The organism is Ruminococcus sp. 1001136sp1_2201st1_G3_2201SCRN_220225 (assembly GCF_040924365.1).
GTDB lineage: Bacteria > Bacillota > Clostridia > Lachnospirales > Lachnospiraceae > Blautia_A > Blautia_A faecis.
Window position 1 is genome coordinate 13,121 of sequence record NZ_JBCOME010000012.1, and the last position, 12,946, is coordinate 26,066.

Consider the following 12,946-nt stretch of genomic DNA (forward strand, 5'->3'; position numbering starts at 1 on the left):
TACTAAAAAGGTTATCGCCAGTCAGCGAGCCCACCAAAATCAATACGATACTCATGCAGACAACGGCTTATTCTTTGCTATCATTCGGTTTTCTTTAGTAGTAAAACCGCACACATTTGACGGAAGGAGATATTATGGATAAAATTCTGCGCGACAAAAAAGCCATTTTCGTATTTATCGCCCCGGCGCTGATCATGTTCCTTCTGGTCCTGATCATCCCGACGATACAAATGGTTTACTACTCACTCTGCGATTACGCAGCACTTACACCCCCTGAATTTGTGGGATTAAAAAACTATAAGAAACTGTTTTTCGGTGACGCCACATTCCGTATTGCCCTGAAAAACTCCATCTTTTTCATGATCTTTTCAGCAGTCACACAGCAGATCTTCGGTCTTTTACTTGCTGTTATGCTCACCAACATCCCGAAAGGCCGCAACATTTTCAAGAACATTTATTATCTTCCATGCGTACTTTCCTCAGCAGCACTTGGACTTCTCTGGTCCTTCCTTTTCAATCCGAGAATTGGTATCAACAATCTGCTTGCAAAATTCGGCATTGAAGGACCTCTGTGGCTGATGGACTCTACCGGATTTATTGTACTTCCCATGTGGGTTATCGCATTTGTTGCCCTGTGGCAGTACCTTGGTCAGAATATGATGCTTTATATGGCACAGATCACCGGAATTTCCCGTGATATTTATGAAGCTTCCTATATAGACGGCGCGTCAAAGGTAAAAGCATTCCGCTATATCACCCTTCCGCTGATCAAACCAATGATGATCACATCACTTTCCCTGAACTGTATCGGTTCTCTGAAGTTCTTCGACCTGGTTTACAACATGACTCAGGGTGGTCCGAACCACAGAACAGAAGTCCTTGCAACTGAGCTTTATGCAGAAGGTTTCAACTATTTCAAATACGGCTACGCCAGCGCCATTTCCGTAGTTCTCCTGGTGCTCTGCCTGCTTGTAACCCTTCTGGTAAAGAAAGTCATCAAAGTTGAAACTTACGAGTCATAAGGAGGTGGGAAAATGAGCAACGTAAAAGTAAAAGCTCCGAAAAAGCCGGTAAAACCGGTAATCGTAGTGATTTATATCCTGCTGGTGATCCTGGCAGTTATTTATCTGGCTCCGCTTCTGTGGATGCTGTCCGTATCTCTGAAAGATAACGCTGGTGTTATGTCCGCACCATTTTCCCTGCCAGAGGTATTTCATTTTGAAAACTATGCGCAGGCATGGCAGATGGGTAAACTTGGCACAGCCCTTATAAACTCTGTCATCGTCTGCGGCGCTACCTTGATTGTCAGCCTTTTCTTCGGCGCTATGGCTGCTTTTGCCATCGCCAGAATGCGCTGGAAATTATCGGAATTCATGCACACCTTCTTCCTCATCGGAATGATGGTTCCAGTACATTGTGTTCTGATTCCTCTTTTTGTAAGATTTGCGAAACTTGGTCTTACCAATTCCCAGGGCGGATTGATGATTCCTTATATTACCTTCTCCCTGCCAATGACCATTTTCCTGCTTACCGGATTTTTCCGTTCCATGCCAGGAGAAATGTTCGAGGCTGCTGCCATTGACGGCTGCGGAATCTACGGATGCTTTTTCCGGATCGCACTGCCACTTTGCAGAACCGGTTTCTTCGTATCCGGTCTGATGACCTTCATCAACAACTGGAACGAGCTGCTTCTTGCCATGGTATTTATCTCTGATCCTATGAAAAAGACACTGCCGGTTACACTGACCTATTTCGTTGGTCCTTACGCAACCAACTATGTGCAGATGTTTGCTGCGATCATTATCGCAATCGCACCTACCGTTGTTGTTTACTCACTGTTCAGTAACCAGATCGTAGAAGGTCTTACCACAGGTGCAGTAAAAGGATGATATGCAGCCCGAAAACTCACACTCGCTTTACAACGTAACCTGCTATTTGTGGGTCACAAACCTTATATGGCTCAATGTTTTACAGTCACCATGAATTCGCAACAAGGAGAAACATTATGGATAGAAAAAAGGCTAGAAAAAAAGCGACCGAACTGGTCAGCCAGATGACCTTAGAGGAAAAAGCAAGTCAGCTACGCTATGACGCACCTGCAATCAAGCGGCTTGGCATCCCCGCCTACAACTGGTGGAATGAAGCGCTCCACGGAGTTGCCCGCGCCGGACAGGCCACAATTTTCCCGCAGGCAATTGGACTTGGCGCCACTTTTGACACCGAACTTCTGGGACAGATTGCAGATACCATTGCTACCGAAGGTCGTGCCAAATACAATGCATATTCCCAGGAAGAAGACCGTGACATTTACAAAGGTCTTACCTTCTGGTCGCCAAACGTAAATATTTTCCGTGATCCAAGATGGGGACGGGGACATGAAACTTACGGTGAAGATCCTTACCTTACGAAAGAGTTGGGAGTCTCTTTTGTAAAAGGGCTCCAGGGCGATGGCAAAGTTATGAAAGCCGCTGCCTGCGCCAAGCACTTTGCAGTCCATTCCGGTCCGGAAGCCATCCGCCATGAATTTGACGCAATCGCAACTCCGAAGGATATGGAAGAAACTTACCTCCCGGCATTTGAAGCTTTAACCAGAGAAGCGGACGTGGAAGGCTTCATGGGTGCCTACAATCGCACCAACGGAGAGCCCTGCTGCGGAAGTCCTTCCCTTCAGAAAATACTTCGCGGCGACTGGGGCTTCCAGGGATATTTCGTTTCCGACTGCTGGGCCATCAAGGATTTCCACGAGCATCATATGGTAACCAGCACCCCGGCAGAGTCGGCTGCATTAGCACTGAACAATGGCTGCGATCTGAACTGCGGAAACACTTATCTTCACATTTTGAAAGCTTATGAAAAAGGACTGATCTCCGAGGATACCATCACGGAATCCGCCATCCGCCTTTTCACTACCAGATATCTGCTGGGATTATTTGAAGAGACGGAATACGACAAAATTCCTTATTCTGAGGTGGAGTCACCTGCCCATCTGGCGCTTTCCCAAAAAGCTGCTGAAGAAAGCTTTGTACTTCTGAAAAACAATGGGATCCTGCCTTTGAACAAAGAGAAGATCAAAACAGTTGGAATCGTTGGACCAAATGCAGACAGCCGTAAGGCTCTGGTAGGCAATTATCACGGTACAGCTTCCCGCTACTGCACGATCCAGGAAGGTATTCAGGATTACCTTGGAGATGATGTACGTGTGCTTGCCTCTGTAGGATGTGACCTTTTCCGCGACCGCACCGAGCATCTTGCTTTTACTCAGGACAGACTTGCGGAAGCGAAAATCGTTGCAGAAAACAGCGATATCGTAATTCTCTGCGTGGGGCTTGATGAAACACTGGAAGGTGAAGAAGGAGATACCGGAAACAGCTATGCTTCCGGTGACAAAGAGACCTTGCAGCTTCCACAGGTTCAGCTGGATCTGATGGAAGCCATGGCTGAATCCGGCAAACCGGTTGTTCTTTGCTTGATGGCAGGAAGTGACATTGATCTTTCTTATGCAGAAGAACATTTTGATGCAGTGATGGTTCTGTGGTACCCAGGTGCTGAAGGTGGAAAAGCCGCCGCAAGAGTACTGTTCGGAGATGTCTCCCCATCCGGCAAATTACCAGTGACCTTCTACAATACCCTGGAAGAGCTTCCGGATTTTACAGATTATGCCATGAAGGGACGTACTTACCGCTATATGGAGAATAAGGCGCAGTTCCCATTTGGATATGGATTGACTTATGGGAAGGTAGTAGTGACAGATGCAGTTGTCAGTGAAAACAGCGCAGCCGACACAAATGGTACAAGTGTTTCCGGCAAGGCAGGTTTCGAAAGCGGCACTAATACCACAGCAGCACCAGTTACAATCCAGGCCACTGTCACCAACCAGGGCGCAATTGATACCCGGGATGTGGTTCAGGTTTACATAAAGAATGCAGATTCTTCTCTGGCCGTTCCAAACCCGGAGCTTGCTGCTTTCACTCCTGTTTTCCTGAAAGCAGGCGAAACAAAAACCGTCACACTTTCCATTGCTCCAAAGGCCTTCACCGTAGTAGATGAAACCGGCGCAAGAACAGAGGACGGCAGCCATTTCCATATTTACGTTGGCTGTACACAGCCGGACAAGAGAAGTATGGAACTTGCAGGTGTGAAACCAGTGGAAATTGAATATAGTAAATAATCTTTATAAGGCGAACGACTATCTTAGTCGTTCGCCTTATATTTTTCCTCCTTTAAAAGCATCGAATATTAAGTAACCGCCATTCATACCTGTCTCAAGGTACAAACAGCGGTCACGCAATTCATCTCAGTTTTCACTCAATATTTTCCTGTCCATAATAAGCATTTGCACCATGTTTTCTATAGTAATGCTTATCCTGAAGCTCCTGCGGAGCAGGTTTCACATTCGGATTGATCAGCTCGCAGCGGGAAGCCATCTTGGCAACCTCTTCCAGAACTACTGCATTATGCACTGCCTCGTGCGCATCCTTGCCCCATGTGAAAGGACCATGATTCTTGCAAAGAACAGCCGGAACAGCCTCATAATCTCTCTTCTTGAAATAGTCGGCAATGAGAATACCAGTATTCTTCTCATAAGCTTCCGCAATCTCACTCTTATCCAGATTACGGACGCATGGAACCTCACCGTAAATATAATCAGCATGAGTGGTTCCATAGCATGGAATTGCGCGGCCGGCCTGTGCCCAGCTGGTAGCCCAGGAGGAATGCGTATGTACGATTCCACCGATCTTCGGGAAAGCATTGTACAGAACTACATGAGTGGGTGTATCAGATGATGGGTTATATTTACCTTCTACTTTATTACCTTCCAGGTCTACAACTACCATATCTTCCGGTGTCAGTTTCTCATATTCCACACCACTTGGCTTGATTACGAAAAGACCTTTTTCACGATCAATTCCACTTACATTTCCCCAAGTAAAAGTAACCAGGCCGTATTTCGGCAGGTCCATATTTGCTTTGTAAACTTCTTCTTTTAATTTTTCAAGCATAGCTGTATCCTCCTTTTTACACACGCAAATACGCATTTTATTCTTCAGATGTCTGGTTACATCTCACAAAAAGCTTCCGCTATCTTTCCATTCCCCCTGTCTATCAGAGCTCCTACATTCTTTACCACAGACATCATATTAAACATAATATAGCACTTGTGCGGATGTATTTCTACTTGTATCTTATATTTTTTTGTATCTGTTGCTATTGTTGTTACTGTTCACTGGTAACGTTCCGCGAGGTGTTTTTTGTGAACAAAGTTCACAGAAAACCCGAGAGTTGCGGCGCGAAATCATGCAAAGCATGATTTCTGTGCATCGCGAAGCGCGTTACTGTGAACGGAGTGAACAGTAACCTATTGTTGTTACTGTTCACTAAAGCATGTTTGAAAAAGGCTTTCTGCAAAATAGCTGAGCTTCCGCCCTGCCTACTCATACAACGGAATCTCATAACCCCAGGATTTACGAATTCCATCCATGATCTCCATCACACGCACAGTCTCATCATGAGGCATTTCCGGGCATTCCTTTTCGCCCTGTGCGATTGCTCTGGCGCAGGCTTCAACCTCATACTCATAGCCTGTGATCTGTGCCGGCGGCAAATAAGCTGCAACCTCCTTATGCTCCTTGTCAAACACTGTGATTTTCTCCGGATTATTAATATTCTGCACCTGAATATAACCTTTAGTTCCAAAAATACTTCCCATTCTGTCAGAAATTTCACGGGCACCACACTGCAAGGTAGCCATACGGTCGCCTTCAAATACCATAGCAATAGTATCCAGCATATCCACACCTTCACGGAAAATAGCAGTTGCCTGGACATCCTTTAGCTTATCCCCAAGAACCATGCTTGCAAAATTAATGGTATAAACACCAACATCCAGAAGCGCACCGCCTGCCAGCTCCGGCTTACGGATACGTTCCACTTCACTGATGGCATAGTTCAGATTGGCCGTAACAGCTGTCACTTCACCGATCACACCGCTTGAAATAATATCATCAATCATCTTTCTGGATGGCATATATCTGGTCCAGATTGCCTCTGTGATCAGCAGGTTTTTCTCTTTCGCCAGGGTAAAAAGCTTTCTTGCCTGGTCTGCATTTACAGTAAACGCCTTTTCACAAAGTACATTTTTTCCAGCCTCCAGGCACATCTTTGCATGAAGATAATGATGGGAATGAGGGGTTGCAATATAAACCAGATCCACCAGCGGGTCTGCAAGCATTTCCTCATAAGAGCCATAAGCCTTGGAAAAACCGTATTTCTCGGCAAAGGCCTGCGCCCGTTCAAGGCTTCTGGCTGCCACTGCGTAATTCTCCACATCCTTCATTCCAGCTACCGTTTTCGCCATCTGAACTGCAATTCCTCCAGCTCCAAGTATTCCAATTTTCATTTATGTAAACCGCCTTTCTAATAAAATTTCCTGTTTCGCCATTCTCAGCTGACTTTCCTGTATGGAGATGTCGCTAAAGCGATACAGTTATTTCGCTCACATGATATTCATATAATCTCATCTCATGCAGACATAAACTCTACAATCGCATAAGGTTCGCCATTCTCCGTGGAAAGCGCAACCGTAACCTTTCTCATTTCCAGCTTCACTGCCGGATAAAAAACGTCTCCAAGCAGTGCCTGCTTCTTATATTCTGCCCTCATCTGTCGGATCACAAAGCCTTCTGGCAGATAATCTGCCCCCATGCGGATATACTGGCAATTATTAACATGGTGATGGGTGTCCAGATGATGTTTCTGTATTGCAAAAGGCTCCTGGGCTTCCATCCCTTCCGGAAGTGCGATCTTACGGGGCGCATAATCCATCTCCAGCTTTTCATCCAGTTCGTATCCTCTGATGTCTTCATCTGTAAGTCTGGCAGGCAGACCGGTCTCTGTATCAATATTGGTCCAGATACTATTTGCATAGGATAAAAGCTCTCCATCTTCTGTTTTCAGAGTGAAGTTACGCATTCCAAGAAAACCTTTGAAACCATATGGCGCCGTTGATGCCACAATTGTCTCTCCCAATCCCGGATAGCGGTTCACCACAATCTGCCAGGATGACAACACCCAGGCTCTCTGACGTTCCTCCAGCACTTCCATTCCCTGCCCTATTTCCTCAGATTGAAAGGTGCAGCAATCCTGATAATAATTCTGAATTCCAGGAAGAGTCAGGCAGCCATCCTCGCCTATTTCACTGTATCTGACACGGCCTTTAAAACTGTAACTCATGTTATGTCAATCTCCATTCTAGAGCCTGTTTGAAAAATCATTCCCGCAATCTCCCACAAATTGTGACGCACATCTTGCAGAAAGCCTTTTTCAAACACGCTCTAATTTCTTGTCCGCGAATTTTACTTCATTATATAACAAATCCATCAATAAAGATATGAAAATGTAGATTTTTTTTGTGAAAATCCTCTTGATTCTGCACTCTTTACCATGTACAATAAAGATATAAAAATAAAAACAGCAAACGCTTATATATGTCCATAATCTGGTTGGACGTTTCTACCAACTACCCTAATAGTTGTCTATAAGCTGCATGCGAAGAGGTATGCAGGTATGGCATTTTCCGGGTGGTTTTTTTATTGCTGAATCAGCCCGAAATCACATTTTGCATGTTTCCGGCAGTACGTTCTCAGCCGCAAACTATCCCGGAACTTTACTTTACCTCGCCTCTGGCAGAAAGGATGGTCTGATATGAAAAAAGATTTGTTTGCTTTGAAAGGTACAATTTGTTACAGCAAGAATCAGAAAGAACTTATTTTTGCAGAAAACTCTTATGCAGTCTGTGAAAACGGGCTCTGTGCCGGTGTTTTTTCCCAGCTTCCAGAGGAATATAAAGATATTCCTGTAAAAGACATGGGTGATCGACTGATCATCCCAGGATTCACCGACCTTCATCTGCATGCTCCCCAGTACGCTTACCGCGGAACCGGCATGGATCTGGAGCTGCTGGACTGGCTGAACACCATCACTTTCCCGCAGGAAGCCAAGTACGCTGACCTGTCCTATGCGAAAAAGGCTTACTCCATTTTCGTGGATGACTTAAAGCACAGCTTCACCACCAGAGCCTGCATTTTCGCCACCTTGCACCGTCCGGCAACGGAGCTTCTCATGGACATGCTGGAGGAAAGCGGTCTGGCAACTATGGTTGGAAAAGTAAATATGGATCGCAACGGAGCACCGGAGCTTCAGGAGAAAAGCGCACAGGCTTCTGCACAGGATACACGCCAGTGGCTGGAAGAGATCAAGGGACGTTACGACCACACCTACCCAATCCTAACCCCACGTTTTACCCCATCCTGTACGGATGAGCTGATGACCGAGCTTGGAAAAATCCAGAGGGAATATCACCTTCCGGTTCAGTCTCATCTGTCTGAAAATTTCGGGGAAATTGCATGGGTAAAGGAGCTTTGCCCGACCAGCAGATTTTATGGAGATGCGTATGACATGTTCGGGCTGTTTGGAACAAAACCCGCATTCAATACTAACGAGGCTGATTTCGCTTCCGCATCCGGCCTTAATACCACTGATAACACAGCAGCTCATATTTCATCTGATGGTGCCAGCGTCTGCCCTACCATCATGGCACACTGCGTCCACTCTACTGACGAAGAGATCCAGATGATCAAGGACCAGGGCGTTTACATCGCCCACTGTCCGGAGTCCAACACAGACATTGCTTCCGGAATCGCACCTGTCCGCCTCTATCTTGATATGGGACTTCATGTAGGACTTGGCACCGATGTTGCCGGAGGTTTTTCTCTCTCCATGTTCCGTGCTATGGCAGATGCCATCCAGGTTTCCAAGCTCCGCTGGCGCCTGATGGATCAGACCCAGGCCCCGGTTACTCTGGAAGAAGCCTTCTACATGGCTACGATCGGTGGTGGCTCCTTCTTCGGAAAAGTCGGCAGCTTCGAAAAAGGCTATGAATTCGACGCCATGATTCTGGACGACAGCAACATCCGTCATCCCCAGGAAATCTCCACCCGTGACAGACTGGAAAGGCTTGTTTATCTGTCCGACGACCGCAATTTGGTTGGGAAATATGTACAGGGACGGAAAGTAATTTAAAAAGCTAAAAAACCTCTGGTCAGGAAATCAATCTTCGACCAGAGGTTTTTCCTTTTGCTCGTTGCTCGCGTAAATTATTCTGTCCCCAGATACTCCCGTATCCGCGCCTCATTCATATTCTCCCCGATCACGATCACTACTTCCTGTCCTGCGGAAATAGGCTTCAGGGAAAATTCTTTGCGGGTGGCGTTTAGTTCCAGCCAAATATTGTTAGTGGATGCTTTCTGAGCGGAGTCCGAATTCATTTTTTCGTTTTCGGTTACCGCGGCAGCACTTTCTTCTAATTTCACAAAGCCCTTAATTCGGAAAACATCCCCACATTCCGGATCATCCAGGATCTGATGCGCCGCTTTCTCCAACTGTGTCTCGGAAATCTTCAGCTCCATAAAATACAATGACTGGAACCCTTCTTTCTCATCAAAACACTGTTTCTCGAAATCTTCCATCACATACCCGCTGTTGAAAATCCGCTGAAAATCCTCATCTGTAAACGTTTCCCAATCCTTATTCAGTATCTCATTTTCCGTAAAACGTCGTTTGCATTTCACACTTTCCAGTGCGCGATTCAGATGTTTCACAGTTCCGCTGATTTCTTCCCCGGATGCCTCCTGACTCTTGCTTAGAACAATACAGCCTGCATCAGCTGCCTCTGAAGCCAGAATATACTCTGCCTGTGGCTGCAGCTTCTCCTCCAGTCTGGCATCCAGAATGGTAATCACATTTCCAATCTGATACCACTTATCCAACGGCTCTTCATAAAGGGCATCGAAAAACTCATCCACATCAAAAATCCCGGAAGGCTCAATGAGAACCCTGTCATATCCGCACATTCCCATTGCGATCAGCTTGGTCTTGAAACGTCTTCTGTGGCAGTCCGCATCACATCCACCTGAAACCATTTCCAGCTCGCAGTTCTCCCCTTCCAGGTCATGAAGCAGCATCATGTCCACATTCACTGCACCAAAATCATTCTCCAGAATTCCAATATTCTGCCCCTGGCTCATCAGCCATGCAGCATATTTCTTTATGAAAGTCGTTTTTCCCGAACCAAGAAAGCCTGTAATCAAATCAACTTTAACCATTTTTTAATCTTCAACCTCATTTTTCAATATAAAGCTGGCCTGGAACCTGTTGCCGACCGCTTCGAAGCGACTGGCTCCGCCGTGTTTTTCGCAAAGTTTTTTCATGGAAAGAATGCCGATTCCTTCCTGTTTGTTTTGCCGTTTTTTTGAGTAAATTTTCCCATTTTCCTGGAATAATATTCCGTCAAAAGAATTGTCTACCGTAATCAGAAGCATGTCGTGTTTCTTCTCCGTAGCAACTTCAATAAAGCGTTTTCCGTCATACTGACCGGCGGCAGTCACCGCATTATCCAGGGCATTGCCCAGAATCGTACAAAAATCAGTGTCCGGAATAGCAATATCTTTCAGATAGCAGCATACGGAAAACTCGATATTTTTCGCCCTGGCAATACAGCCGTAATGATAAAGGACGCCGTCTGCCGCGGCGTTTCCTGTATATGGAATTGTTACTTTTCCCATCTCTTCCAGTTCCAGATCATCACAATATCCCCGCAAGCCCTCCATATCATTTTTATCAAGAAAACCTTTAATAGCAGCTACCTGATGACGGAAATTATGGCGTGCTTCACGTTCTGCCAGAACCTGCTCCGTGAGCGCATGATAGTAACCTTTCTGCTGATCGATCTGCCGGTTCAGTTCTTTTTCATTTAGAAAATGCTGCTGATCATAAGACACCGCAAAGCAAATCAGCAATGTGGCGACGCCGATCAGACATTTACTCAACATTTGTGGAAAAGTGGTAGTGTAGACATCCACTCCTTCTGAAAAAATACTGGAAAAAAACATGGCAATAGGAATGAACCATAAGGTCTCCCAATAATTTTGGCATTCAATTTCAAGGAATGGTGTTACGGTATAACGGAGCAGGCTGCTAAGCAGCGGATATAGAAGCGCATACACTACAATTGCAATTGCGCTGGTTTCTGCAATTCCAATCGCATTTCCCTGCATTCCCAAAAGTGAACTGACATAAGCTCCGATTGACAGTGCAATCATGACAATATCTGCCACAATTCCAAATACAAACAAATGCACCTTGGTGTATCCAGGGACAAGCCAGATATTTACAGCAGCCATTACAATACAGAAAGCAATAAGATTTATCTTATAAAACGGCACGTCAATTTTCCGGTAATTTCCCACCCACATGCAGATTCCGAAGTCCACAGCCAGACCAATTGCATAGATTACAGTCAGTCTGATCCTGTCTTTATCTGAGATTTTTTCGTGAAACGGAACAATTCGCAGGATCAGAGTGGGGACATGAGCCAGGATACAGAGAAGACTTACAATCGCGATTATAATTGTATTTTCCATATATTTTTACCTCGTTTTAAAGTACTCCATGGGACGGTCCGCCTCTCCGTTTTTCTTCTCCATCCTCTTTAACTCCGGCAATATAGTCAGCAGCATTGTAACAAAACAAAGGCTTCCGCCAATTACATTAGATACCGGCTCTGCCAGGAATACTCCGTGAGTTCCCATTTTAAACACGTAGGGAAGCAGGTATGTCAACGGAACTACAATAAAAACTTTTCTCAAAAGCGAGAAGAAAATGGCCTGTTTTTTCTTATTTAAAGACTTGAAAACAGTCTGTCCAATGTATTGCAGATCCATAAAAATAAAGGCTGCAAAGTAGGTTTTCAATGCCGGAACTGCATCCTTTATCAAGAGCTTATCGGAGCTGAAAATGGCAATCAGATAATCCGGGACAAAGATAATCACGCTCCACATTACTGCTGTATAAACCAGAACCATTACTGCCAGTGTGACCATTGCCTTGCGGACAAGCTTCGGTCTTTTTGCCCCGTAATTGTAGCTCAGGATAGGTGATGTGCCTTCATTTATAGCATAAATCGGCGTCTCTACCATCTGACGGACACTGGATACGATAGTCATAACAGATATGTAAACATCCCCTCCGGTAACCCCCAGAACATTGTTGCAGCAGATAGTTACCAGACTGTTTGTCAGCTGCATAATGAAGCCTGCAGTACCAAGACTGACAATGTTTTTTGCATTCTCTTTGCAGCTTTTCAGCTCTGTTTTTTTCAAAAGACGAGCTTTCATTTCCGCTCTTTTTTCAAGAAAAAGAAGTACATAAGCAGCTGATAGGAACTGGGAAAGAACAGTCGCAATGGCTGCTCCTTTGATTCCGAAACCAAGCACAAAAATGAATAATGGATCCAGGATCAGATTGGCAACTGCACCGATTGCTACAGAAAACATACCAGTTGTCGCGTATCCCTGTGCATTGATAAACGGGTTCATTCCTGTGGCGATCATGGATGGAATCGTTCCGATCAGGTAGATCATCATGTAGGGATATGCATAAACCAAAGCATCCTCAGATGCTCCAAAAAGTACCAGCAGAGGTCTTGCAAAAAGCATACCAGCTATCATCAGAATGATCCCGCTTCCGCACACCATAGTAAAGGAAGTGTTCATCACTTCCTGCGCTTTCTGGTTGTCTTTCATACCTCTGTTTATAGAAAAAACAGGAGCGCCGCCACTGCCAAACAGATTTGCAAAGGCAGTGATAATCACGATTAACGGGAAACATAAACCGACTGCGCCAAGCGCTGTAGTTCCCACTTCAGGGATTCTGGCGATATAGATTCTGTCTACAATATTATATAAAAGACTGAGTATCTGTGCCACCAGCATGGGGATTGCAGCGCTGAAAATGTTTCTGGTTACCGTACCATTTTCAAAATCAATTCGTTTCATTTTGTTTCACAGCTTTCTTTTTATTTGATATTTTTATTTCATATTTTCATTTCCAG

General features: G+C 45.2%; 11 protein-coding genes and 1 riboswitch. Of the genes, 5 read left to right on the forward strand and 6 right to left on the reverse strand.

Features of this window, described 5'->3' with window-relative positions; genetic code table 11:
- The first annotated feature begins 134 nt into the window (after positions 1-134).
- From AB5642_RS05800 to AB5642_RS05810, 3 genes are all read left to right on the forward strand, one after another.
- Positions 135-1,022 (forward strand): carbohydrate ABC transporter permease, encoded by an 888-nt coding sequence (locus AB5642_RS05800; protein ID WP_118583552.1) that lies wholly within the window; start codon positions 135-137, stop codon positions 1,020-1,022.
- Between the two features lie 12 nt (positions 1,023-1,034).
- The gene (locus AB5642_RS05805) at positions 1,035-1,889 is read left to right on the forward strand and encodes a carbohydrate ABC transporter permease (protein WP_173769643.1); all 855 of its coding nucleotides are present in this window, start codon (positions 1,035-1,037) and stop codon (positions 1,887-1,889) included.
- 116 nt (positions 1,890-2,005) lie between these two features.
- Positions 2,006-4,168, forward strand: coding sequence for a glycoside hydrolase family 3 C-terminal domain-containing protein (locus AB5642_RS05810; protein ID WP_226855434.1), 2,163 nt, complete (start codon positions 2,006-2,008; stop codon positions 4,166-4,168).
- Positions 4,169-4,301: 133 nt separating this feature from the next.
- On the opposite strand, the gene AB5642_RS05815 is transcribed toward AB5642_RS05810, so the two are convergent.
- The 3 genes from AB5642_RS05815 to AB5642_RS05825 form a co-directional block, all read right to left on the reverse strand.
- A complete protein-coding gene (locus AB5642_RS05815) occupies positions 4,302-5,000 on the reverse strand; it encodes an L-ribulose-5-phosphate 4-epimerase (protein ID WP_118583558.1) in 699 nt (232 codons plus the stop codon).
- Between the two features lie 428 nt (positions 5,001-5,428).
- Positions 5,429-6,397 carry a Gfo/Idh/MocA family protein gene (locus AB5642_RS05820; protein WP_173769645.1) on the reverse strand — a complete coding sequence of 323 codons (969 nt, stop codon included), beginning with the start codon at positions 6,395-6,397 and terminating at the stop codon, positions 5,429-5,431.
- Positions 6,398-6,519: 122 nt separating this feature from the next.
- Entirely contained in the window at positions 6,520-7,230 is a 711-nt protein-coding gene (locus AB5642_RS05825; RefSeq protein WP_148463303.1) for an acyl-[acyl-carrier-protein] thioesterase, read from the reverse strand.
- 25 nt (positions 7,231-7,255) lie between these two features.
- Between AB5642_RS05825 and AB5642_RS05830 the strand changes: the two genes are divergently transcribed.
- Both AB5642_RS05830 and AB5642_RS05835 read left to right on the forward strand, forming a co-directional pair.
- Positions 7,256-7,399 (forward strand): DUF6783 domain-containing protein, encoded by a 144-nt coding sequence (locus tag AB5642_RS05830; RefSeq protein ID WP_368366955.1) that lies wholly within the window; start codon positions 7,256-7,258, stop codon positions 7,397-7,399.
- Positions 7,400-7,458: 59 nt separating this feature from the next.
- A riboswitch (purine riboswitch) is annotated at positions 7,459-7,555 on the forward strand.
- 146 nt (positions 7,556-7,701) lie between these two features.
- Complete coding sequence (locus tag AB5642_RS05835; RefSeq protein ID WP_173769646.1) at positions 7,702-9,078, forward strand: amidohydrolase family protein; 1,377 nt, start codon at positions 7,702-7,704, stop codon at positions 9,076-9,078.
- A 74-nt stretch (positions 9,079-9,152) separates the two neighbouring features.
- Here the strand turns inward: AB5642_RS05835 and AB5642_RS05840 are convergent, their stop codons facing one another.
- From AB5642_RS05840 to AB5642_RS05850, 3 genes are read right to left on the reverse strand one after another with little or no spacing between them, the layout of a single operon-like run.
- Entirely contained in the window at positions 9,153-10,160 is a 1,008-nt protein-coding gene (locus AB5642_RS05840) for a GTP-binding protein (protein ID WP_173769647.1), read from the reverse strand.
- Positions 10,161-10,163: 3 nt separating this feature from the next.
- The gene (locus tag AB5642_RS05845; protein WP_173736161.1) at positions 10,164-11,477 is read right to left on the reverse strand and encodes a sensor histidine kinase; all 1,314 of its coding nucleotides are present in this window, start codon (positions 11,475-11,477) and stop codon (positions 10,164-10,166) included.
- Between the two features lie 6 nt (positions 11,478-11,483).
- The gene (locus tag AB5642_RS05850) at positions 11,484-12,890 is read right to left on the reverse strand and encodes an MATE family efflux transporter (protein WP_173719196.1); all 1,407 of its coding nucleotides are present in this window, start codon (positions 12,888-12,890) and stop codon (positions 11,484-11,486) included.
- Positions 12,891-12,946 lie beyond the last annotated feature (56 nt).

Coding starts and splice junctions, on each gene's coding strand:
- AB5642_RS05800 (WP_118583552.1), top strand. CDS start 135: ATGGATAAAATTCTGCGCGACAAAAAAGCCATTTTCGTATTTATCGCC.
- AB5642_RS05805 (WP_173769643.1), top strand. CDS start 1,035: ATGAGCAACGTAAAAGTAAAAGCTCCGAAAAAGCCGGTAAAACCGGTA.
- AB5642_RS05810 (WP_226855434.1), top strand. CDS start 2,006: ATGGATAGAAAAAAGGCTAGAAAAAAAGCGACCGAACTGGTCAGCCAG.
- AB5642_RS05815 (WP_118583558.1), bottom strand. CDS start 5,000: ATGCTTGAAAAATTAAAAGAAGAAGTTTACAAAGCAAATATGGACCTG.
- AB5642_RS05820 (WP_173769645.1), bottom strand. CDS start 6,397: ATGAAAATTGGAATACTTGGAGCTGGAGGAATTGCAGTTCAGATGGCG.
- AB5642_RS05825 (WP_148463303.1), bottom strand. CDS start 7,230: ATGAGTTACAGTTTTAAAGGCCGTGTCAGATACAGTGAAATAGGCGAG.
- AB5642_RS05835 (WP_173769646.1), top strand. CDS start 7,702: ATGAAAAAAGATTTGTTTGCTTTGAAAGGTACAATTTGTTACAGCAAG.
- AB5642_RS05840 (WP_173769647.1), bottom strand. CDS start 10,160: ATGGTTAAAGTTGATTTGATTACAGGCTTTCTTGGTTCGGGAAAAACG.
- AB5642_RS05845 (WP_173736161.1), bottom strand. CDS start 11,477: ATGGAAAATACAATTATAATCGCGATTGTAAGTCTTCTCTGTATCCTG.
- AB5642_RS05850 (WP_173719196.1), bottom strand. CDS start 12,890: ATGAAACGAATTGATTTTGAAAATGGTACGGTAACCAGAAACATTTTC.